This window comes from Sphingomonas sp. PWP1-2 (assembly GCF_049898305.1).
Lineage (GTDB): Bacteria > Pseudomonadota > Alphaproteobacteria > Sphingomonadales > Sphingomonadaceae > Sphingomonas > Sphingomonas glacialis.
Genome location: NZ_JAFCXM010000002.1, coordinates 188,378 through 207,916, shown reverse-complemented (window position 1 = coordinate 207,916; position 19,539 = coordinate 188,378). Strand labels below are relative to the sequence as shown.

Here is a 19,539-nt window from a genome sequence, read left to right as displayed (position 1 = left end):
ATGACTCCCCCGCCGCTCGGCGACTTTGCAGCGCGCTATGCGGGCAAGGACCCTGCGGCGGTGCGTAAACGGATCGAGGCGATGGAGCATTTGCTCGAGGGCCTGTTCACCATTCCGGGCATCAACCGCAAGGTCGGGCTCGACGTGATCCTCGATCTGATCCCGATCGGCGGCGATGCGGTCGGCGCCGCGATGGGCGCGTGGATGGTGTGGGAAGCGCGCAATCTCGGCATGTCGAAGACGCAGATGGCGCGGATGTTCGGCAATGTCGGCATCGATTTCGTGCTCGGAGCGGTGCCGTTCATCGGCGCGATCCCCGATTTCCTGTTCCGCTCGAACACGCGCAACTTGAAAATCATCAAGCGCCATCTCGACAAACACTATCCCGCCACGGCGGTGATCGACGCGCGCTGACGCGCAAGCAGTGTCCGGTCGGCGGGGGCGGCGCTCAAAAGCGCCGTCCGCGCCACACCTTGACGCTGTCGGCGTTCGCCAGCCCGCCTGATCCGGCAACGCAGCGCGTATAGGCAAAGCTCTTGTCGAGGCACAGCCACAGCTCGTCCAGCCAGCCCTTCTTGTTTGCCGTCACGCGCACCGCGCTCGCCGGGACGCCGGAATTGACGGCGGCGAAGGCGCTGGCGAGCCGGCCGGCGGTCAGCGGTCGGCGCGACAGCCGGTCCATGTCGGGATAGCGCAGCTTGCCGTACAGGCCGTTCGAGCGCGCGAAATAGGCGTCGGGCGTGATGCCCATGCACGTGCCGTGCTTCGCCCATTCGTGCTGGAGCAGTTGCGGCGACGGGGTCGCGCAGACATGCTGCTTGATCAGCTCAGGCGAAAGTAGCGGCGTTGCAGCGCAATATTGCGGCCATTCCTGCCCGACGCCATCGGGCCATAGCCCGTGCAGCGTGAAGCCGAAGCGGTTGCCGCCGCCGCATTGAAAGCTCTTGGCCGGATCGTTGGAATTGCCATGGCAATATTCGGGGGCCCAGGTCAGCGCGAGCGTGTAGCCGGTGATCGGGCGGACGCGCTGGGGTTGCTTGTCCGACGCAAGATCGGGATGCGGGCGCGGCAAGCTCGCGGGCACGCTGCATTGCAGCGCCTGCGCGCTGACGGCACCCGGCAGCGCAAGCGCTGCGACGACGACGGCCTTGGACAGAAATTTCATGCGACACTTTCCCCGAACCAGATCTTGCTCTCGGGCTTGAACAGCTGCCAGACGGCGATGCCATCGAGGACCAAGGCGACGACTGAAAGCACCGCGCCAATCCCCTGCGGGCTGGTGCCGCGCACCACGCTCCAGACAAAGCCGAGCGCGCCGATCGCAAAGAACACGGTGATGAACCACTTGGTCACGACCGACTGCGCGCGCGCGGTGAAGTACCACAGGAACAGCGAAATCAGGAGCCCGAGCAGGATCCCGCCGATCAGCGTACCGACCCCGAAAGACGCCCCCATTTGGGCTGCCACCGGATCTTCGGTAAGCCGAGTCACGCTCGCGTTCCACGACAGCGCGGCATTGACCAACCCGACGAGGACCCCGCCGAGATAGCAGCGCTCGAACAGCACGATGGCGTTTGGACGCTCCACGATTCTTCCCCCCTTAGAAGCCCTTGCGCGTCAGATTAGCGCCGAGCGCGCCCCGCGCAATGGCTCATCCGAGCGTAGTGAAATCGAGCCCGATATCGGCCGCCGGCGCCGATTGGGTCAGCCGACCGACGCTGACATAGGTGACGCCCGTCTCGGCGATCGCGCGGATAGTGTCGAGCCGCACCCCGCCCGATGCCTCGGTCGGGACACGACCGGCGACGAGCGTCACCGCCGCGCGCAGCATCGGCGGGTCCATGTTATCGAGCAGCAGGTGCGTCGCGCCCGCCGCCAGCGCTGGCTCGATCTGCGCGATCGAATCGACCTCGACGATGATCCGCGCGATCCCCGCCGCGACGGCGCGCGCGACCGCTGGGCCGACGCCGCCAGCAACCGCGACATGGTTGTCCTTGATCATCGCGGCATCCCACAGCCCCATGCGGTGGTTGGTCGCCCCGCCCATCCGCGTAGCATATTTCTCGAGCGCGCGCAGGCCCGGGATCGTCTTGCGCGTATCGAGCAAGGTCGCGCCGGTCCCCGCGATCGCATCGACATAGCCGCGCGTCATCGTCGCGATCCCCGACAGATGCTGGACGGTGTTGAGCGCCGAACGCTCGGCGGTCAGCATCGCGCGGGCCAGGCCATGCAGCCGGAGCAGCGCGGTCCCGGCCGCAACGCGCTCGCCATCCTCGACCAGCCGCTCGATCTCGACCGCCGGATCGAGCGCCACGAAGAACGCCTTGGCAATCGGCAACCCCGCCACGACGATCGCGTCGCGGCTGTCCATCACGCCCGTAAAGCGCGCATCCGCCGGGATGACCGCGCTCGACGTGATATCGCCGCCCGGACCGAGATCCTCGGCCAGCGTGGCGGCGACAAAGGCAGTGAGATCGAAGCGATCGAGGGTGAAGCGCACGGCAGCCTCCGGCAGCGGGGTGGAAAGCGGGCCGCTATAGGATGGCGCAGGCGATCAGGCCAGAAATTGCCGCTCGGCGCGCAACGGCGACCGAGTCAGGCGACCGTATCGCGGCCGGGCACAACAGCGATCGCATCGGCAAAGGCGATGTCGAGCACAGTGGCGCCGCGATCGTCCGCGACACACAACCGCGTGTCGAGATAGAGCGCTCCGTTCCTCACATCGGCAGCAATGATATCGCGCGCCCACGCGACCGCTCGTGTCCGCACTTCGGCAAGATCGGCAATCTCGACGCCTTCGGGATCCAGCAAAAGATCGCCGGCTTGATACAGGTGGAAATACCACCGAGGCATATACGCTCCTCGCATAAGACGAGAGACGGATACGCGTCTCACGGACGCCGGTCCGTCGGTTCGGCTTCGCTCCGAGCCTATCACTGCGCCCCTCCGCGCTCTACCGAAAACCGCGCACCGCATTGAGAGTATTGATATTTGATAGGCGCAGCCAGAACGATCCACGCTAAAGCGCGGCATACCGCGCACCGCTACAGGGTCCTAGGCGACTGTGAGATGCTTACGCTCCCGCCCCGGCGGAGGGCCAATGCATTTCGATCCTGTTCTCGAAACGATCGTCACCCGACTCGAATCGCGCGCGACCCTGACCGATGACGACCGTAGCGCGATGCGCGCCCTGGCGTACACGCGACGCGAGGTCGAAACCTCGAGCTATCTCGTGCGCGAGGGCGCGCCGCCCCCGCGCTGCACATTCCTGCTGTCGGGTTTCTGCTATCGCCAGAAATTGACGACCGAGGGTGCCCGCCAAATCGTGTCGATCGAGATACCAGGGCATTTCATAGATTTGCAGCATCTCTTCCTCAGCGAGTCTGATCATAACGTCCAGGCTCTGACACGCAGCAGCGTTGCCGAGATCGACTCGGCCGCGCTGCGCAAGCTCGCGCTGACGCGTCCGGCGATCGGCACGGCCTTGTGGACCGAAGCATTGATCAGCGCGTCGATCTCTCGCGAATGGATCGTCAATGTGGGGCGGCGTGACGCGCACAGTCGTGTCGGGCATTTGCTGTGCGAACTGGCGGTCAGGCTCCACATCACCACCGGCGCGAACGAGCGACACTACGATTTGCCAATGACGCAGGAGCAGCTCGGCGACGCCGTCGGCCTCACCCCGGTGCACGTCAATCGTGTGCTGCGCGCGCTGACGCAGCGCGGCCTCATTTCGCGCGACCGGCGCCAGATCAAGATCCTGAACTGGGACGCACTGCGCGACGCGAGCGATTTCAACCCGCGCTATCTGCACCTCTCGTCATAGCCGAAGCCGGCGCGTCAGTGCGGCGGCGCTCCAGCCTCGACGGTCGCGACAATGTGGACCGTCAGGAAGCGCGCGCCTTCGTCATCCTCGACGTGCACGTCGAAGACGATGTCGGTCTTTCCCTCGCGCAGATCCGAGGTCAGGATCTCCCCCGCCGCGTCTGACGCCCGCGCGCGCGCAAGCGTGAGCGACGCCAGTTCGGCACCGACCTCGTCGCGAACGTACGAGGTCTGGTTCAGGACATGAAAGAAATAGCGCTGCATCCCGATGGTTTCGCATAGCATCGGGGGTGCTTCCATAAACTCAATCAGTCGCCGGACACACGTAATGGGCCAAGATCGCCCATCCCCACCGTCCCGCTCGCCATCGCCAGCATCGCGTCGAGGCTCTTCTTGGCGCGCAGCCGCAGCCCTTCCTCGATCTCGACGCGTGGCGTCAGGTCGCGCAGCGCGACGTAGAGCTTTTCCAGCGTGTTGAGCGCCATGTACGGGCAGATGTTGCAGTTGCAGTTGCCGTCGGCGCCTGGCGCGCCGATGAAATTCTTGAGCGGCGCGGCCTTCTGCATCTGGTGGATGATATGCGGCTCGGTCGCGACGATCAGCGTGTCGCCGGGCATCGTGTCGGCGAAGGCGAGGATCCCGCTGGTCGACCCGACATAATCGGCATGGTCGAGGATGTACGGCGGGCATTCGGGATGCGCGGCGACCGGCGCGCCGGGATATTGCAGCTGGAGCTTGAGCAGCTCGGTCTCGCTGAACGCCTCGTGGACGATGCACACGCCCGGCCACAGCAGCATCTCGCGCCCCGTCTTGCGCGCGAGATAGCCGCCCAGATTCTTGTCGGGGCCAAAGATGATCTTCTGGTCGAGCGGGATCTGGCTGAGGATCTTCTCGGCCGACGAGCTCGTCACGATGACGTCGCTGAGCGCCTTCACCTCGGTCGAGCAGTTGATGTAGGTCAGCGCGATGTGATCGGGATGCGCCGCACGGAACGCCGCGAACTTGTCGGGCGGGCAGCTGTCCTCGAGGCTGCAGCCGGCATCCATGTCGGGCAGCACGACGATCTTGTCGGGGCTGAGGATCTTGGCGGTCTCGGCCATGAAGCGCACGCCGCAAAAGGCGATGACATCGGCGTCGGTCGCCGCGGCCTTTTTCGAAAGATCGAGGCTGTCGCCGACGAAATCCGCCAGGTCCTGAATCTCGGGCTTCTGGTAATAATGCGCGAGGATGACGGCGTTGCGCTCGGTCCGCAGCCGGTCGATCTCGGCGCGCAGATCCAATCCCGTCAGGCTCCCGCCGATCCCGTTGCGCGCGTCCATAGTCAGTTCCTCGTCGTGGAGGTCGTCAAATGGACGCACGCGCGCGCGGGATCAAGGCATTCCCGGGAATGGCGGGAAAGCATAGCCCGAGACCGCCGCGCCGGGTGTTCCAGCGACGACCGCCGCGTAGAACGCCGCGCCGAGCGGGCTGAAGGTGATCAGCTCGACCAGCACCGTCGACCCGACGATCGCCCCGAGCCCCCACCACCACGCCGGATGGACGCTGCCCGAGCGGCGGATGTCGGCGGCGATGCCGATCAGCGGGAAGATCAGGACCGCGAGGAAATCGACCTCATACGCATACGGAATGAGCAACGGCAGCGGCAGCAGGCGGCCGAACGCGGGCCCGAGCAGCAGCGCCATCCCGCAATAATGCAGCCGGCGATGCCACTGCGTCGATCGCCGCAGCACGATCGCCGCGGCGGTCAGCCCGGCGAAGGTCAGGATCAGCAGCGGGTCGAACACGAGAAACTGCGCCGGCAGGAAAACGGGCGGCACGCGCCCGAGCTGCGCCAGCCGCGTCGTGACGAGCGTTCCGAGCACCACCATCGCGACGACCCAGCCCGCGCCGATCCAGCCCAGCCCGCGATGCAGTGCAATCGCGCCGCGCGACACCAAACTGTTCTGCGCGACGTACAGCACCACCCAGCCCATGAAGACGAGCGCGTGGGCGTGGACGATCGGCGGCGAGGCGAAGCTCGACCGGCCGCTCGCCAGCGCAAAGGAAAAGCCCGCAAAGACGACCAACGCCATGAGATAGGACGTAACGAGAAAGAAACGATCGTCGCTTCGCACGATCGTATCCGGCGCTGCGATAGTTGCCATGCCCACCCCCCGATGAAACCGACTCGTGGGCGCTTCTTATCACAGTCGAGCGGCCAAGACACGTCGCACCAGCGGGTGTATCGGGCCTAAGGCACCAACATCCATCAGGAGCGGTTGGCGAGAACCTCGGCGATCGACTTGGTCGTATCCCACACTTCGGGGCTTTCACGGCCCTCATCCGCGAAATGGATCTTAACAGTTGCATCGATGCGAGCAGCGCTCAGCGAACCGGAAAATAGGGTCTCCAGCGCTCTGCGTGCGCTCTGTTTTGCCAATTCTACATTTCCGGGCTTCCGCGCCTCAACAGTAGCCACGCGAGCAGCACTAACAGAGGCACGACGTTGCAAGACGATCATCGCCTCCCGCGTGACGAACCAGCCGCTTGTGCGATCTAATGAAATTCGGGTTTCATCAATGTTAGGTTCCTCAATGCGGATTGACGGCGCTTCCACGAAAAGAATTCGACGTTGGGGGTCGTAACGAAAGTCGTTCGGAGAAATCTTTGAAAGGTCCACAAAATAACCTACTTGAAAAGGAGCTTTCATAATTCTCTGCGATCGCAACAGATCGAAAAACCTGGCATCGACGGCGACACCTTGGACTGTACCACGAAGTCTGCTAACACGAAGATCGCTAGAGCCATACAATTTTGCAGCGACCACCTGAGCAATCACGTATCCAGAATCATCAGAACTCACGGTATGATCGTCGATATACCGATCGTACGCAAGCTTTACGCCAACCACCGCAAATGCAACGACGATAAGGCCACTAATCAACTTTAGCACTCTGATCATCGTAATCGCTTTCTTGTTAGCGAATTTGCCATAAGTCGTCGACGTGACGAATGAGATTACGGTCGCGCAAGTCGATCAGATGCGCGAGCACCGATCGCTCGGCGGCGGGGAACAGCCGCGGATCGATCCCGACATACATGCGCGCGACCATCTCGCCGATCGCGGCGGGCGCGTCGCGCAAGCTGCGCAGGATCTGCCCCTCGCGTTGTTTGCGATGGCCGAGCATCCCGCGAACGAGGCGCTGCGGGCTGGCGATCGGGTCGCCGTGCGCGGGGTAATAGATCCCCTCGGTGCGCGGGAGCAGCTTTTCCAGACTCGCCATATACGCTGTCATGTTGCCGTCGGGGGGCGAGACGATGCTGGTCGACCAGCCCATCACATGATCGCCGCTGAACAGCGCCCCCGCGCCGTCCTGCGCCTCGGGCAGGACATAGGCGAGATGGTTCGAAGTATGCCCCGGCGTCGCGACCGCGGTCAGCGTCCACCCCTCCCCGCATACGCTGTCCCCCTCGGCGAGCACGCGGTCGGGCGCATAGCCGCGGTCGAACGCCGCATCGGCGCGGATCCCTGCGTCATCAAGCGCGAGCGGCGCACAGCCGACGATCGGCGCGCCGATCGCGGCGGCGAGCGGGCGGGAGCCCGGGCTGTGGTCGCGGTGCGTGTGCGTGATGACGATCGCGCGGACCGGCCGCCCGGCGATCGCACGGACGATCGCGTCGATATGCGCTGGGTCGTCGGGTCCCGGGTCGATCACCGCGAGATCGGTCGTCCCGACCAGATGCACTTGCGTGCCGGTATGTGTGAAAGGCGACGGATTGGGCGCGAGCAGGCGGGCGACAAGAGGCTCGAGCTGCTCGGGCACGCCGGGGGTTTGCTCGCTCATCGCATCGAAATGGCGGGTCGCGCCGGCGAAGGCAAGGGCGCGACCCGTCGGAGCTTGTGCCCAGCCATTCCCGCCAGGCCTTATCGTGCGTGCGCGAGATCCGCTTCGAGTTCGGCGATCGCGGTATCGATTCCGGCGAGCGCTTCCTTGCGCTGCGCGGCGGTCATTGCCGCTGACGCCATGACGTGCGCGCGCGAGCGGTTAAGCCCGTCGAGCGCATGGCTGTACGCGTTGCGCTCCATGTCCTTGCTGTTCGCAGCCATCGCAGCCCCCTTGGCGGCCGCGGCAGCAATCCGATCGGTGCAGATGATGATGCGCTGCCGGATCGCGCTGCGCTCCTTGATCACCATCGTTCCGTCCTTGCCGCGCGGACCGCAATTCCGCGAGGAGACTTGCGGCATCGGCGGGATGGGCGGCATCGATCCGATCGCAGGCCTCGCAAGCATCGCAGGGATCGGCGGCATCGCCCCGATCTCCCCGACCAGCGTCGCGCTGCCATCACGGTTGAGCTTTACGTAGCGGCCATAGCGGACGACCCGTTTGCCGTCCTTGGTCACCGTGACCATCGTCGTCATGCCCGGGCCGGACTTGCCAGTCGCGCGCATCGGCGGTGCAGGCGGCGCGGGCGGAACGCCATCGGCGACGTCCGACGGCGGGAGTGGCGGCTCGGGTGCAGGCGGCAGGCCCGGGCCGGGCATATCCGAAGCCTCGACGTGCTCGCGCATCCGCGGTGCCGGGCGTGGCGCGGCCGGGACAGACGGGGCCGCAGGGACGGCGGCGGCCGGCGGCGTGGCAGCCACCGCTTGGTCGAGGCTCGCGAGATCGACCCCCGTGGCCGCCTCCACCGTACTGCGCACCTTGGCGGCGGCGGCGGTGCCCGAGGCGGTGAGGCCAAGCCCACCCGCGGCGAGCAACGTCAGCATCCCGGCGCCCGCCAGCAGCCGGGTGCGCGACGTCCTGGTCGTGGTCAACATCTTCAACCTTCCTTTCAGATCGTCGATCGTGTGCAGATGGCAGGTCGCCGACACCGTGCCGCCGAGGAAGCTCGGATGCGCCGCCTTGAGGATCGCGCAGGCATAGGTGTGGCGGCGCATCGGGTTCATGCCGGCGAGCACGCGCGCATCGTTGGCGATTTCCTGGTCGGCGCGGAACGCGCGGAAGGCGCGCCAGGCGATCGGATTGAACCAGTGGAGCCCGAGCACGACCAGCGCGACCCAATTGGCGATCAGGTCGCCCCGCGCATGATGGCCAAGCTCGTGCGCCAGCGCGAGATCGCGCTCCTCGGCTTCGAAGCGCTCGGCGAAATCGTGCGGGAAGGCGACGTAGCGGCGCCACACCCCGAAGGCGAGCGGACCGCTCGCGGCGCCGGTTTCGATCACGTACACGCCGCTATGCTCTTCGCTGCTCGCGGCCTGGTCGAGCATCCGCCGGCAGAAGCGGTGATGCGCCAGCGCATGCCACGCGACGAACGCCCCCGCCCCCGCGATCCACAGTGCGGCGAGCACGGGAACGAGCCATTCCTGCGCCGGCGCCGACGCCGCGGTCGCGGCTGCGACGGGCTCGGCGAACAGCACGCTCATCTGCTCGGTCGCGTGCAGCACCGGCGCGACCGCCGCGTCATGCCACGCGCTCGGCAGCGGCGGCAGCGCCAGCCGCAGCACCGGGAGCAGCCACAGCGCATACGCGACATCGGCGCCGAACGCCTTGCGCACCGGGCGCCGCAACAGCAACACCGCGACCATCAATACGCTCGATCCGATCAGCGCTTCGATCAGCCAGCTTGGCGAGATCCAGTCGGTCATGCCTTGAGCTCCTTGAGCAGTGCTTCGATCTCGGCGATATCCTGTGCGGTGAGCGCATCGCGGTCGGCGAGGTGCGCGACGAGCGGGCTCAGTCTGCCACCGAACAGCCGATCCATCAACTTGCGCGATTCGCCCGCGACATAGTCTTCCCGCTTCACGAGCGGACGATACAGATAGCGTCGGCCATCCTGTTCATGCGCGATGATGCTCTTGGCGAGCAGACGCCCGAGCAAGGTCTTGACGGTGTTGGCACTCCACTCGCGCGTGTCGGGAATGCGCTCGGCCACGTCTTGCGCGGTGAGCGGACTCTCGTCCCACAACACTTCCATCACTGCATGTTCGGCATCGCTGATGCGTTCGGCCACGAGTCGCTCTCCGTAATGACTACGGATGTAATCGTATCGATTACGTCTGTAGTCAAGTGCCTGCTTGCTCGTCCCGGCAGGAGGGATAGGCTGCCCCAAAAAACAGGAGCGGAGCGATGACTTTCACCACCCTGGCGACCGGCCTGCGCTTTCCCGAGGGCCCCGTGGCGATGCCCGACGGCAGCGTCATCCTCGTCGAGATCGAAGCCGGCCGCATCACGCGCGTCCATCCCGACGGCACCAAGACCACCGTCGCCGAACCCGGCGGCGGCCCCAATGGCCTGGCGCTGGGGCCCGACGGCAAGCTCTATTGCTGCAACAATGGCGGGTTCCACTATGTCGAAACCCCGAGCGGCCTGCTCGTCCCGCACGGCCAGCCCGATGATTATTCGGGCGGGCGGATCGAGCGGATCGACATCGAGACCGGCGAGGTCGAGGTGCTCTACAAGGACGGCGACTTCCACTGCAGCCTGCGCGGCCCCAACGACATCGTATTCGACGATGCCGGCGGCTTCTGGTTCACCGACCACGGCAAGACGCGCGAGCGGGAGCGTGACGTCACGGGCATCTTCTATTCGCACGCCGACGGGCGCCATCTCGCCGAGGTGATATTCCCGAGCGAGAACCCCAACGGCATCGGCCTCTCGCCCGACGGCAAGCGGCTCTACGCCGCCGAGACCTATACCTGCCGGCTGATGGCGTTCGACATCACTGCGCCGGGCGAGGTCGATCTCACCGCCGGCCTCGGCGGACCCGGCATCCCGCTCTATCGCCCCGCGGGCTATAAATTCTTCGATTCGCTCGGGGTCGAGGAATGCGGCAATATCTGCGTCGCGACGATCGGCGAGAGCGGAATTTCGGTCATCTCGCCTGCGGGCGAACTCGTCGATTTCGTCGCCACGCCCGATCCGTTCACCACCAACATCTGCTGGGGCGGACCCGATATGCGCACCGCCTACATCACGCTGTCGGGCACCGGGCAGCTCGTGAGCATGGAATGGCCGCGGCCGGGGTTGCGCCTCGCATATTGATCCCCCCTTATTGATCGATGCCCCCGCCCCGCCTATCGCGCTCCAAAACAAGGAGTCGATGCATCATGAAGAAACTCTATCCCGATGCGGCAGCAGCGCTCGACGGGTTGCTCCATGATGGCATGACGATCTGCGCCGGCGGGTTCGGGCTGTGCGGCATCCCCGAGCGGCTGATCGACGCGATCCGCGACGCCGGCACCAAGGACCTGACGATCGCCAGCAACAATGCCGGCATCGACGGCGAAGGCCTCGGCAAGCTGCTCCGCACGCGCCAGGTCAAAAAGATGATCAGTTCTTACGTCGGCGAGAACAAGGAATTCGAACGGCAATATCTGAGCGGCGAGCTCGAGGTCGAATTCTGCCCGCAGGGCACGCTCGCCGAGCGCTGCCGCGCGGGTGGTGCCGGGATCCCCGGCTTCTACACCAAGACCGGCGTCGGCACGCTCGTCGCCGAGGGCAAGGAAGTGAAGGTCTTCGACGGGGAGGAGTTCATCCTCGAGCGCGGCATCCGCGCCGATCTGTCGATCATCAAGGGCTGGAAGGCCGACGAGAGCGGCAACCTCATCTTCCGCAAGACCGCGCGCAACTTCAACGCGCCGATGGCGACCGCGGGGAAGATCTGCGTCGCGGAGGTCGAGGAGATCGTCCCGGTCGGCTCGCTCGATCCCGACTGCATCCATCTGCCGGGAATCTATGTGAAGCGGATGATCATCGGCAGCCCATACGACAAGCGCATCGAATTCCGCACCGTCCGCGAGGCGGCGTGATACACCTCGCGTCTTCTTCCCCCCTCCCGCTTGCGGGAGGGGCTGGGGGAGGGCCTGTCTCGGGCGTCGCCCAAGCTTCCAGGTCATTCCCTCCCCTAACCCCTCCCGCAAGCGGGAGGGGGATAGCGGTAGCGCTCGCGTTGATGCTGTCCGCATGTACGACCGTGCCACAGGCACCCGTCGCGCCCGTGTCAGCCGCCCCCACCATCCCCCCCGGCATACAATTCCTCTACGGCTCGGGCGAAGCCGCAGCACTCGATCACCAGGCTTACAACGTCCTGGTCGACGCCGTCCGCCGTCGCATCGCGAGCGAGAAGGCCGATCCCAAGGCGATGACCGACCGCACCTCGGCGGTCCTCGTGCCCGGTGCCACGCTCGACCAGCCCGCTACCATCCCCTGCGGCGACCGCCCCCGCGCGGTGGTGTTCGACGTCGACGAGACGCTACTGCTCAACCTCGGCTTCGAATATGACGACGCGCTGCACCCCGGGCGCCCTTACGACGCCGCGCTGTGGCAGCAATGGGAGCAAGCCGGCGTCGACCGCGTCGAAGCCGTCCCCGGCGCGATCGGCGCGGTCAATGAGCTCCGCCGCATGGGCGTGACGGTCGTCTTCAACACCAACCGCTCCGCCGCGACCGCCAGCTTCACCGAGCAGGCGATCGCCCACGCCGGCCTCGGCACCGCCAAACACGGCGAAACGCTGTGGCTGAAGGGCGATCTCGGCAGCGGCTCGGGCAAGGACACCCGCCGCCAGGCGATCGCCGCGCGTTATTGCGTCGTGGCGATGGGCGGCGACCAGCTCGGCGACTTCTCCGACCTGTTCACCGGCACCCCGCAACAGCGCCGCGCGGTGGCCTCGTCGCCTCCTATCCACGGCATGTGGGGCCGCTTCTGGTTCGTCCTGCCCAACCCCGTTTACGGCACCGCACTCAAAGGCGGGATCGACCAGGTCTTCCCCGCCGACAAGCGCTGGACGCCCACCAATTCTGGAGAGAAATAGAATGGCCTGGACTCGTGACGAAATGGCAGCCCGCGCCGCGCGCGAATTGCAGGACGGCTTCTACGTCAACCTCGGCATCGGCATCCCGACGCTCGTCGCCAACCATATCCCCGCGGGCGTCACCGTCACGCTCCAGTCGGAGAATGGCATGCTCGGCATCGGCCCCTTCCCGCTCGCGGGCGAGGAGGATGCCGACCTCATCAACGCCGGCAAGCAGACGATCAGCGAGTTGCCTCAGTCGGCTTATTTCGGCTCGGACCAGAGCTTCGCGATGATCCGCGGCGGGCATATCGACTTGACCGTGCTCGGCGCGATGGAAGTCGCCGAGAATGGCGACATCGCCAACTGGATGATCCCGGGCAAGATGATCAAGGGCATGGGCGGCGCGATGGATCTCGTCGCCGGCGTCAAGAAGATCATCGTCGTGATGGAGCACAGCTCGAAGAACGGCGACCCCAAGTTCATCCCGGCCTGCACGCTGCCGCTGACCGGCAAGAACGTCGTCGACATGGTCATCACCGATCTCGCGGTCTTCCAGCGGCCCGACCACCAGTCGCCGTTCAAGCTGATCGAGACGGCGCCGGGCGTGACCGCCGACGAGATCGCCGCCAAGACCACCGCGCAGTACGCGGTGTAAGGCGATGGGCTACACGCTGATCACCGCGAACCGGAATTATTCGAGCTGGTCGCTGCGGCCGTGGCTGCTGCTGCGCGCGCTCGAGATTCCGTTCGAGGATCGGCTCGAGCCCTTCACGCAAGCGGTCAATTACGACGCCTTCCGGGCGTTTTCGCCGACCGGGCAGGTCCCCGTGCTGCTCGACGGCGACCGCACCGTGTGGGATTCGCTCGGCATCGTCCTCTATCTCGCCGAGCGGCACCCCGGCGTCTGGCCCGAAGACGAAGCGGCGCGCGGATGGGCGCAGTGCGCCACCGCCGAAATGCACGGCGGCTTCGGCGCGGTGCGCAACGCCTATACGATGAACGTCGGCGTTCGGGTGAGCCCTCCCGCCCCGACCCCGGCGCTCGCCCGCGAGATCGCGCGGCTCGCCGAACTCTGGGCCGAGGGGCTCGATCGCTTCGGCGGGCCGTGGCTTGCCGGCCCGGCGTTCAGCGCGGTCGATGCCTTTTTCGCGCCCGTCGCCTTCCGCGTGCGCACCTATGGCCTCGATGTCGGCGCCGCGGGCGCTGCGTGGGTCGCGCACATCCTCGAGCATCCGGCAATGCGCGAATGGGAAAGCGCCGCGCTCACCGAAAGCTGGCGCGAGGCGGCGCATGAGGCCGAGCTCGCCGCAGCGGGTACGATCACCGCAGATCATCGCGCATGATCCGCTGGGCGCTGGCGGGAATCGTGCTGCTCCTCGTCGTCGCCGGAGGAGCGCTTTACGCGCTCGTCTCGCCGCCCGGCCAGCTCAGCTTGCTCGACGCGGCGATGGGCGGCGGCTCGGGCACCGAACGCGCCGGCACCGCGATCCCCTTCGGGAGCGAGGGCCAGACGCTCGACGTGTGGCGCCCCGCCGGCCCGGTGACCAGGCGCCCGGTGCTGATCTTCTGGTACGGCGGCGGCTGGGTCGCGGGCACGCGCCAGGGCTACGCCTTCGCCGCGCGCGCCTTTGCGCGAAACGGCTTCGTCGTGGTGGTCCCGGATTACCGCAAGGTCCCGCAAATCCGCTTCCCCGCGATGCTCCAGGACGGCGCGCAGGCGGTGAAATGGACGCGCGACCATATCGCCGAATATGGCGGCGACCCGACGCGCATCGGCGTCGCCGGCCATTCGGCGGGCGCCTATACCGTCGCGATGCTGACGCTCGACTCGCGCTGGCTGGCGGCCGAGCAAGTCGACCCCAGGATCATCAAGGCCGCGGTCGGCCTGTCGGGCCCGTACGATTTCTACCCGTTCGACAAGAAGCGCTCGATCGACGCGATGCAGGGCGCGAAGGACCCGCTGATGACGCAGCCGATCCACTTCGCGCGCGGTGACGCCGCGCCGATGCTGCTCGTCACCTCGACCGAGGACACCGAGGTGCGCCCACGCAACGCAATCCATCTGACGGCTGCGCTGAAAGCACAAGGCGGCGCAGTCGAGTTCCGCAACTATCCCGGCATCAACCACGAGAATGTCGCGATGGCGCTGTCGGTGCCGTTCCGCGGCAAGGCGCCGGTGCTCGCCGACAGCGTCGCCTTCCTGAACCGGACGATGCCCGCGCGCTGAGCCGCGCACGTGCGCAACTGGCCTTTGCGAACAATCGCATCCGTTGTGCAGCGGAAATATCCAGGACCGCCCGCCGTCGCCCGCGCGCGTGCGCGTGGTTCGGGTCGTTTCGGAGCCAACACTGCCTGCGCGCGCCTTTTGCGTCGGCTAAGCCCTGCGCGACAGCGATCGGACCCGATTTCCCCGACGCTGCCGCGCACCGCGTTCCCCATCACGCAGCGAAGGAGAGTGGAGTGGCAAGCTCAGCAACCGTGTTCATCCAGATCTGGGTCGATATCAACGCGATCCAGAATGGCTCTACCAGGGGCGTCTATGCCGTCGACAACCGCGTCGGCGTGGGCAGCACCAACGAAGGCACGCCCAACCTGCTGACGCAGGTGACCAATGGCTCGACGATCCAATGGAACGTCTACAACATCGATGCGACCAGCACGGTCGTCCCGACGCTCACCGCGATCGGCAACGCCAACATCTGGGGCGCGGGCGGCCAGCCGCAAGCCGACGGCACCGGCGCCTTTGTCGGCCAGGTCCAGGCGACCGGTCAGGATGCTTACCAAGTCACGATCAACGCCCAGAAGCAGCCGGGCAGCGCGGGCATCACGATCAATTTCGACCCGTCGATGGCGGTGAAATAAGCGCGCGACGCGCGCCCGGTCCGATCTTCTCGAAATCGCAAAGGAATCGTCACAATGATGAGCGCATCCAACCTCGTGCTGGTGCAGACGGCGGTGCTGCAGCCCCAGGCTTTCGTTACAATCGCGGTCGACACCGCCTATGTCGCCTCGCAGCAGGGGCAGAACATCAGCCACGGCGTCTATATGATGGACAATCAGGTCTCGAACGGCAGCACCAACGAAGGCCAGATGGAGCTGTCGACCGTCGTCCCGGTCGGCTCGCTGATCGGCTTCAACACCGTGCCGATCAATCCGGGCAGCGGCGATACCGTGATCATCACCGGTTTCACCGTGTCGCAGGGGTCGGTGTTCGGCTCGCAAGGCTATCCACAGCAGCAACCGCCGATCGGTACCGAACCGGTCGGCGCCTATTGGATCGGTCAGGCGATGAATGTCGGCCACCAGACCTATCAGATCCAGATCAAAGTGACGGTCGGCCAGCTCCGCCCGATCTCCTATTACGTCAATTGGGACCCCTTTATCACTGCAAAGTGAGGGAGCGGGGCTGCGCGTATCGACGGGTACGCGCAGTCGCCGTCTTGCGCGCGGCGCAACTTCCGGCATCCAAAGCTTTGCCTCGGCGCATCTTTCGGCTAGGGCGAGCGCCTTATGGCGAACCACCCCCGCACCTTGTACGAAAAAATCTGGGCCGAACACGTCGTCGAACAGCGCGACGACGGCACGTGCCTGATCTATATCGACCGTCACCTCGTCCACGAAGTGACCAGCCCGCAGGCCTTCTCCGGCCTCCGCGCGAACGGCCGCACCGTCCGCCGCCCCGACCTCACGCTCGCGGTACCCGACCATAACCTGCCGACCACCGCGCGCCGCGACGCGGGGGGGCGTCCGCTGCCGATCGCCGATCCCGAAAGCGCGGCGCAGCTCGACGCGCTGACCCGCAACACCGCCGATTTCGGCATCGATTATATCGACGCGCTCGCGCCGGCGCAGGGCATCGTCCATGTCGTCGGCCCCGAGCAGGGCTTCACCCTCCCCGGTACGACGCTCGTCTGCGGCGACAGCCACACCTCGGCGCACGGCGCACTCGGCGCGCTGGCCTTCGGCATCGGCACGAGCGAGGTCGAGCATGTGCTCGCCACGCAGACGCTGCTGCTCGGCCAGTCGAAGACGATGGAAGTCCGCGTCGACGGCACGCTCGGCTTCGGCGTTTCGGCGAAGGACGTCGCGCTGGCGATCATCGGCAAGCTCGGTGCCGCCGGCGGCACGGGCTATGTCCTCGAATATACCGGCTCGACGATCCGCGAGATGTCGATCGAGGGCCGCCTGACAATCGCCAACATGTCGATCGAAGCGGGCGCGCGCGCCGGCCTCGTCGCGCCCGACGAGACGACCTTCGCCTATTTGAAGGGCCGCCCGATGGCACCCAAGGGTGCCGATTGGGACGAGGCGCTCGCCTATTGGCGCACGCTGCCGAGCGACCCCGGCGCGGTGTACGACGCGGTCGTCACGATCGACGCGGCCGACATCGCCCCGCTGCTGACCTGGGGCACCTCGCCTGAGGACGTCGTGCCGATCACCGGCGTCGTCCCCGATCCCGACAGCTTCGCCGATCCCGCCAAGCGCGACGCCGCGCGCAAGTCGCTCGCCTATATGGGCCTCGCTGCGGGCACCGCGATGCAGGACGTCGGCGTCGATTACGTCTTCATCGGCAGCTGCACCAACAGCCGCATCGAGGATCTGCGTGCCGCTGCGAAGGTCGCCGACGGGCGTCACGTCGCCGATGGCGTCACTGCGCTCGTCGTGCCCGGTTCGGGGCTGGTCAAGGCGCAGGCAGAGTCAGAGGGGCTCGACCGCATCTTCCTCGCCGCCGGGTTCGAATGGCGCGAGCCGGGGTGCTCGATGTGCCTGGCGATGAACCCCGACAAAGTGCCGCCGGGGCAACGCTGCGCTTCCACTTCGAACCGCAATTTCGTAGGACGACAAGGACCGGGTGCGCGCACGCATCTGGTTTCACCCGCGATGGCGGCTGCGGCCGCCGTCACGGGAAGACTGAGCGATGTTCGTAACCTGGTTACGAGTTCTTGAGGGGCATTGTATGAAGCGCGTTCTGGTTCTGCTCGTGATGGGCACCATTCTCAGCGGGATGGCCGCCTATGTCGCCACCGCCAAGACCAATGCGGCGACCACGCCGACATCAACCGGACGCTAACGCATGCAGCCAGTGACGCAGGTTTCGGGCAAGGCCTATCCCTGGGGCCAGAAGAACGTCGATACCGACGTCATCATCCCCGCGCACTGGCTCAAGACGATCACCCGCGAGGGGCTCGGCAAGGGCGCGTTCGAAACGGTGCGCGCGGTCCCCGGCAACATCTTCGACGATTCGCGCTATGCCGGATCGCCGATGCTGATCGCGGGCGACAATTTCGGCTGCGGGTCGAGCCGCGAGCATGCCGCCTGGGCGCTTGCCGACATGGGCATCCGCGCCGTCCTCGCGCCGAGCTTTTCCGACATCTTTTCGGGCAACGCCTTCAAGAACGGGATCGTCGCGGTCGTGCTGCCGCAGGACGCGATCGACCGCTTGATCGAGGTCGCGCAAGACCAGCCGATCACCGTCGATCTCGAGACGATGACCGTCACCACTCCCTATCAGGATCGCTTCGGCTTCGAACTCGACGCGTTTCGTCGCCAGTGCCTGATGGAAGGGCTGGACGAGATCGGTCTTACGCTGGCAAGAGATACCCAGATTTCGAAATACGAAGCCGGGGTAAAAGAACACCGGCCGTGGATGAGCGGAGACCGGGCACATGCGAGCACTTCTGTCGAAAGCGGCGGGCGGACCTGAAACTCTAGGTCTCGACGAACTGCCTGATCCGGTGGCGGGCGCGGGGCAGGTCGTGGTCGCGGTCAAGGCGTGCGCGATCAACTATCCCGACGTGCTGATCATCGAGGACAAATATCAATTCAAGCCGCAACGCCCGTTCGCGCCGGGCGGCGAGATCGCCGGCGTGATCGAGAGCATCGGCGAAGGCGTGACCGGCTGGACTGTCGGCGACCGCGTGATCGGCATGACCGGGCACGGTGGGCTGGTCGAGAAGGTCGCGGTGCCGGCCGGCTCGCTCTACCCGCTCCCGCCCGAGCGCGATTTCGCCGAGGGTGCGGCGCTGCTGCTCACCTATGCCACCACGATCCACGCGCTGCTCGACCGCGGCCATATCGCCGAGGGGCAGAGCCTGCTTGTGCTCGGTGCGGCCGGCGGCGTCGGCTTGGCGGCGATCGAGCTCGGCAAGGCGTTCGGCGCGCGCGTCGTCGCGGCGGTGTCGTCCGAGGAAAAGGCGCAGGCCGCGCGTGACGCGGGTGCCGACGAGACGCTGATCTACGCCCGCGCGCCGTTCGACAAGGACCAGTCCAAGGCGCTGGCCGAGCAGTTCAAGGCGCTCGGCGGCAAGGCCGGCTATGACGTGATCTACGATCCGGTCGGCGGCGACTATGCCGAGCCCGCTTTGCGCTCGATCGCGTGGGAGGGCCGCTATCTCGTCGTCGGCTTCCCCGCCGGCATCCCCAAGCTCCCGCTCAACCTGACGCTGCTCAAGAGCTGCGACGTCTGCGGCGTCTTCTGGGGCGCCTTCGCCGCACGCGATCCCAAGGCCAACGCCGCACACATCGCGCGGCTCTTCCAGCTGTGGCAGGACGGCAAGATCGCGCCGCGCGTCACCGAGACCTTCGCATTCGAAGATGGCGGCAAGGCGATCGCCAAGATGGCAGCCCGCGCCGCGATTGGGAAGCTGGTGGTGAAGGTAGCGGACTGACGCCCCCTTCCGTCACCGCGGCCCTGTGCCGGGGTCCACCGTCCCCCATACGCCTCATCGGCAGCGGGTGCGGCACGGTCGACCCCGGGACAAGCCCGGGGTGACGACGGAGGGAGCGTCGGCCCCATGCCATGCAACTTTCTCTTCTTCTGCTCCGCGTCCTCTGCGCCTCTGCGCGAACCATCTTCTTTTTTGCGCGCAGAGGCGCGGAGGACGCAGAGGCGTCGCTCTTCGTGTCTTCGCGCCTTCGCGTGAACCAGCCTTCTTTTAGACG

General features: G+C 66.2%; 24 protein-coding genes. 13 read left to right on the top strand and 11 right to left on the bottom strand.

The window, feature by feature from the left end:
* Window positions 1–414 carry a DUF4112 domain-containing protein gene (locus ACP7C5_RS05860; protein WP_133191972.1) on the top strand — a complete coding sequence of 138 codons (414 nt, stop codon included), beginning with the start codon at window positions 1–3 and terminating at the stop codon, window positions 412–414.
* 34 nt (window positions 415–448) lie between these two features.
* On the opposite strand, the gene ACP7C5_RS05855 is transcribed toward ACP7C5_RS05860, so the two are convergent.
* The 4 genes from ACP7C5_RS05855 to ACP7C5_RS05840 form a co-directional block, all read right to left on the bottom strand.
* On the bottom strand, window positions 449–1,165 hold the full coding sequence (locus ACP7C5_RS05855; protein WP_426263515.1) for a ribonuclease T2 family protein: 717 nt from the start codon (window positions 1,163–1,165) through the stop codon (window positions 449–451).
* On the bottom strand, window positions 1,162–1,587 hold the full coding sequence (locus ACP7C5_RS05850; RefSeq protein ID WP_189674895.1) for a hypothetical protein: 426 nt from the start codon (window positions 1,585–1,587) through the stop codon (window positions 1,162–1,164). Before ACP7C5_RS05850 ends, ACP7C5_RS05855 begins: the two co-directional genes overlap by 4 nt.
* A 64-nt stretch (window positions 1,588–1,651) precedes the next feature.
* Window positions 1,652–2,500, bottom strand: coding sequence for a carboxylating nicotinate-nucleotide diphosphorylase (gene nadC, locus ACP7C5_RS05845; protein ID WP_426263514.1), 849 nt, complete (start codon window positions 2,498–2,500; stop codon window positions 1,652–1,654).
* A 95-nt stretch (window positions 2,501–2,595) separates the two neighbouring features.
* Complete coding sequence (locus ACP7C5_RS05840; RefSeq protein WP_426263513.1) at window positions 2,596–2,853, bottom strand: DUF6894 family protein; 258 nt, start codon at window positions 2,851–2,853, stop codon at window positions 2,596–2,598.
* 247 nt (window positions 2,854–3,100) lie between these two features.
* Between ACP7C5_RS05840 and ACP7C5_RS05835 the strand changes: the two genes are divergently transcribed.
* Window positions 3,101–3,826, top strand: coding sequence for a Crp/Fnr family transcriptional regulator (locus ACP7C5_RS05835; RefSeq protein WP_426263512.1), 726 nt, complete (start codon window positions 3,101–3,103; stop codon window positions 3,824–3,826).
* Window positions 3,827–3,840: 14 nt separating this feature from the next.
* Here ACP7C5_RS05835 and ACP7C5_RS05830 read toward each other — a convergent pair whose 3' ends face one another.
* The 7 genes from ACP7C5_RS05830 to ACP7C5_RS05800 all read right to left on the bottom strand — a co-directional run bounded on the left by ACP7C5_RS05830 (window position 3,841) and on the right by ACP7C5_RS05800 (window position 9,816).
* Window positions 3,841–4,110 carry a DUF6894 family protein gene (locus ACP7C5_RS05830; RefSeq protein WP_426263511.1) on the bottom strand — a complete coding sequence of 90 codons (270 nt, stop codon included), beginning with the start codon at window positions 4,108–4,110 and terminating at the stop codon, window positions 3,841–3,843.
* Window positions 4,111–4,133: 23 nt separating this feature from the next.
* Window positions 4,134–5,144 carry a quinolinate synthase NadA gene (gene nadA, locus ACP7C5_RS05825; protein WP_133188668.1) on the bottom strand — a complete coding sequence of 337 codons (1,011 nt, stop codon included), beginning with the start codon at window positions 5,142–5,144 and terminating at the stop codon, window positions 4,134–4,136.
* Window positions 5,145–5,195: 51 nt separating this feature from the next.
* Window positions 5,196–5,969, bottom strand: a complete 774-nt coding sequence (locus ACP7C5_RS05820) for a hypothetical protein (RefSeq protein WP_426263510.1) — start codon at window positions 5,967–5,969, stop codon at window positions 5,196–5,198.
* Between the two features lie 104 nt (window positions 5,970–6,073).
* Window positions 6,074–6,766, bottom strand: a complete 693-nt coding sequence (locus ACP7C5_RS05815; protein WP_426263509.1) for a DUF4230 domain-containing protein — start codon at window positions 6,764–6,766, stop codon at window positions 6,074–6,076.
* A gap of 16 nt (window positions 6,767–6,782) precedes the next feature.
* The gene (locus ACP7C5_RS05810) at window positions 6,783–7,649 is read right to left on the bottom strand and encodes an MBL fold metallo-hydrolase (RefSeq protein WP_426263508.1); all 867 of its coding nucleotides are present in this window, start codon (window positions 7,647–7,649) and stop codon (window positions 6,783–6,785) included.
* Window positions 7,650–7,729: 80 nt separating this feature from the next.
* Window positions 7,730–9,451, bottom strand: coding sequence for a M56 family metallopeptidase (locus ACP7C5_RS05805; RefSeq protein WP_426263507.1), 1,722 nt, complete (start codon window positions 9,449–9,451; stop codon window positions 7,730–7,732).
* Window positions 9,448–9,816 (bottom strand): BlaI/MecI/CopY family transcriptional regulator, encoded by a 369-nt coding sequence (locus ACP7C5_RS05800; RefSeq protein ID WP_133188676.1) that lies wholly within the window; start codon window positions 9,814–9,816, stop codon window positions 9,448–9,450. The genes ACP7C5_RS05805 and ACP7C5_RS05800 overlap by 4 nt, the downstream gene beginning before the upstream one ends.
* A gap of 116 nt (window positions 9,817–9,932) precedes the next feature.
* Between ACP7C5_RS05800 and ACP7C5_RS05795 the strand changes: the two genes are divergently transcribed.
* The 11 genes from ACP7C5_RS05795 (at window position 9,933) to ACP7C5_RS05745 (ending at window position 19,265) form a co-directional block, all read left to right on the top strand.
* A complete protein-coding gene (locus ACP7C5_RS05795; protein ID WP_133188678.1) occupies window positions 9,933–10,847 on the top strand; it encodes an SMP-30/gluconolactonase/LRE family protein in 915 nt (304 codons plus the stop codon).
* A gap of 65 nt (window positions 10,848–10,912) precedes the next feature.
* On the top strand, window positions 10,913–11,614 hold the full coding sequence (locus ACP7C5_RS05790) for a CoA transferase subunit A (protein ID WP_133188680.1): 702 nt from the start codon (window positions 10,913–10,915) through the stop codon (window positions 11,612–11,614).
* Window positions 11,615–11,757: 143 nt separating this feature from the next.
* On the top strand, window positions 11,758–12,615 hold the full coding sequence (locus tag ACP7C5_RS05785; protein ID WP_426263506.1) for a 5'-nucleotidase, lipoprotein e(P4) family: 858 nt from the start codon (window positions 11,758–11,760) through the stop codon (window positions 12,613–12,615).
* A 1-nt stretch (window position 12,616) separates the two neighbouring features.
* On the top strand, window positions 12,617–13,252 hold the full coding sequence (locus ACP7C5_RS05780; protein ID WP_426263505.1) for a 3-oxoacid CoA-transferase subunit B: 636 nt from the start codon (window positions 12,617–12,619) through the stop codon (window positions 13,250–13,252).
* Between the two features lie 4 nt (window positions 13,253–13,256).
* Window positions 13,257–13,940, top strand: a complete 684-nt coding sequence (locus tag ACP7C5_RS05775; RefSeq protein WP_426263504.1) for a glutathione S-transferase family protein — start codon at window positions 13,257–13,259, stop codon at window positions 13,938–13,940.
* On the top strand, window positions 13,937–14,824 hold the full coding sequence (locus tag ACP7C5_RS05770) for an alpha/beta hydrolase (RefSeq protein WP_426263503.1): 888 nt from the start codon (window positions 13,937–13,939) through the stop codon (window positions 14,822–14,824). The genes ACP7C5_RS05775 and ACP7C5_RS05770 overlap by 4 nt, the downstream gene beginning before the upstream one ends.
* 233 nt (window positions 14,825–15,057) lie before the next feature.
* On the top strand, window positions 15,058–15,459 hold the full coding sequence (locus tag ACP7C5_RS05765; protein ID WP_426263502.1) for a hypothetical protein: 402 nt from the start codon (window positions 15,058–15,060) through the stop codon (window positions 15,457–15,459).
* Between the two features lie 57 nt (window positions 15,460–15,516).
* Complete coding sequence (locus ACP7C5_RS05760) at window positions 15,517–15,993, top strand: AidA/PixA family protein (protein WP_206365657.1); 477 nt, start codon at window positions 15,517–15,519, stop codon at window positions 15,991–15,993.
* 114 nt (window positions 15,994–16,107) lie between these two features.
* Window positions 16,108–17,544, top strand: coding sequence for a 3-isopropylmalate dehydratase large subunit (gene leuC, locus ACP7C5_RS05755; protein WP_426263501.1), 1,437 nt, complete (start codon window positions 16,108–16,110; stop codon window positions 17,542–17,544).
* Between the two features lie 127 nt (window positions 17,545–17,671).
* Window positions 17,672–18,301: a 3-isopropylmalate dehydratase small subunit gene (leuD, locus tag ACP7C5_RS05750; RefSeq protein WP_426263500.1), complete on the top strand. Its 630-nt coding sequence runs from the start codon at window positions 17,672–17,674 to the stop codon at window positions 18,299–18,301.
* Window positions 18,264–19,265, top strand: a complete 1,002-nt coding sequence (locus ACP7C5_RS05745; RefSeq protein ID WP_354285990.1) for an NADPH:quinone oxidoreductase family protein — start codon at window positions 18,264–18,266, stop codon at window positions 19,263–19,265. Before leuD ends, ACP7C5_RS05745 begins: the two co-directional genes overlap by 38 nt.
* Window positions 19,266–19,539: the final 274 nt, after the last annotated feature.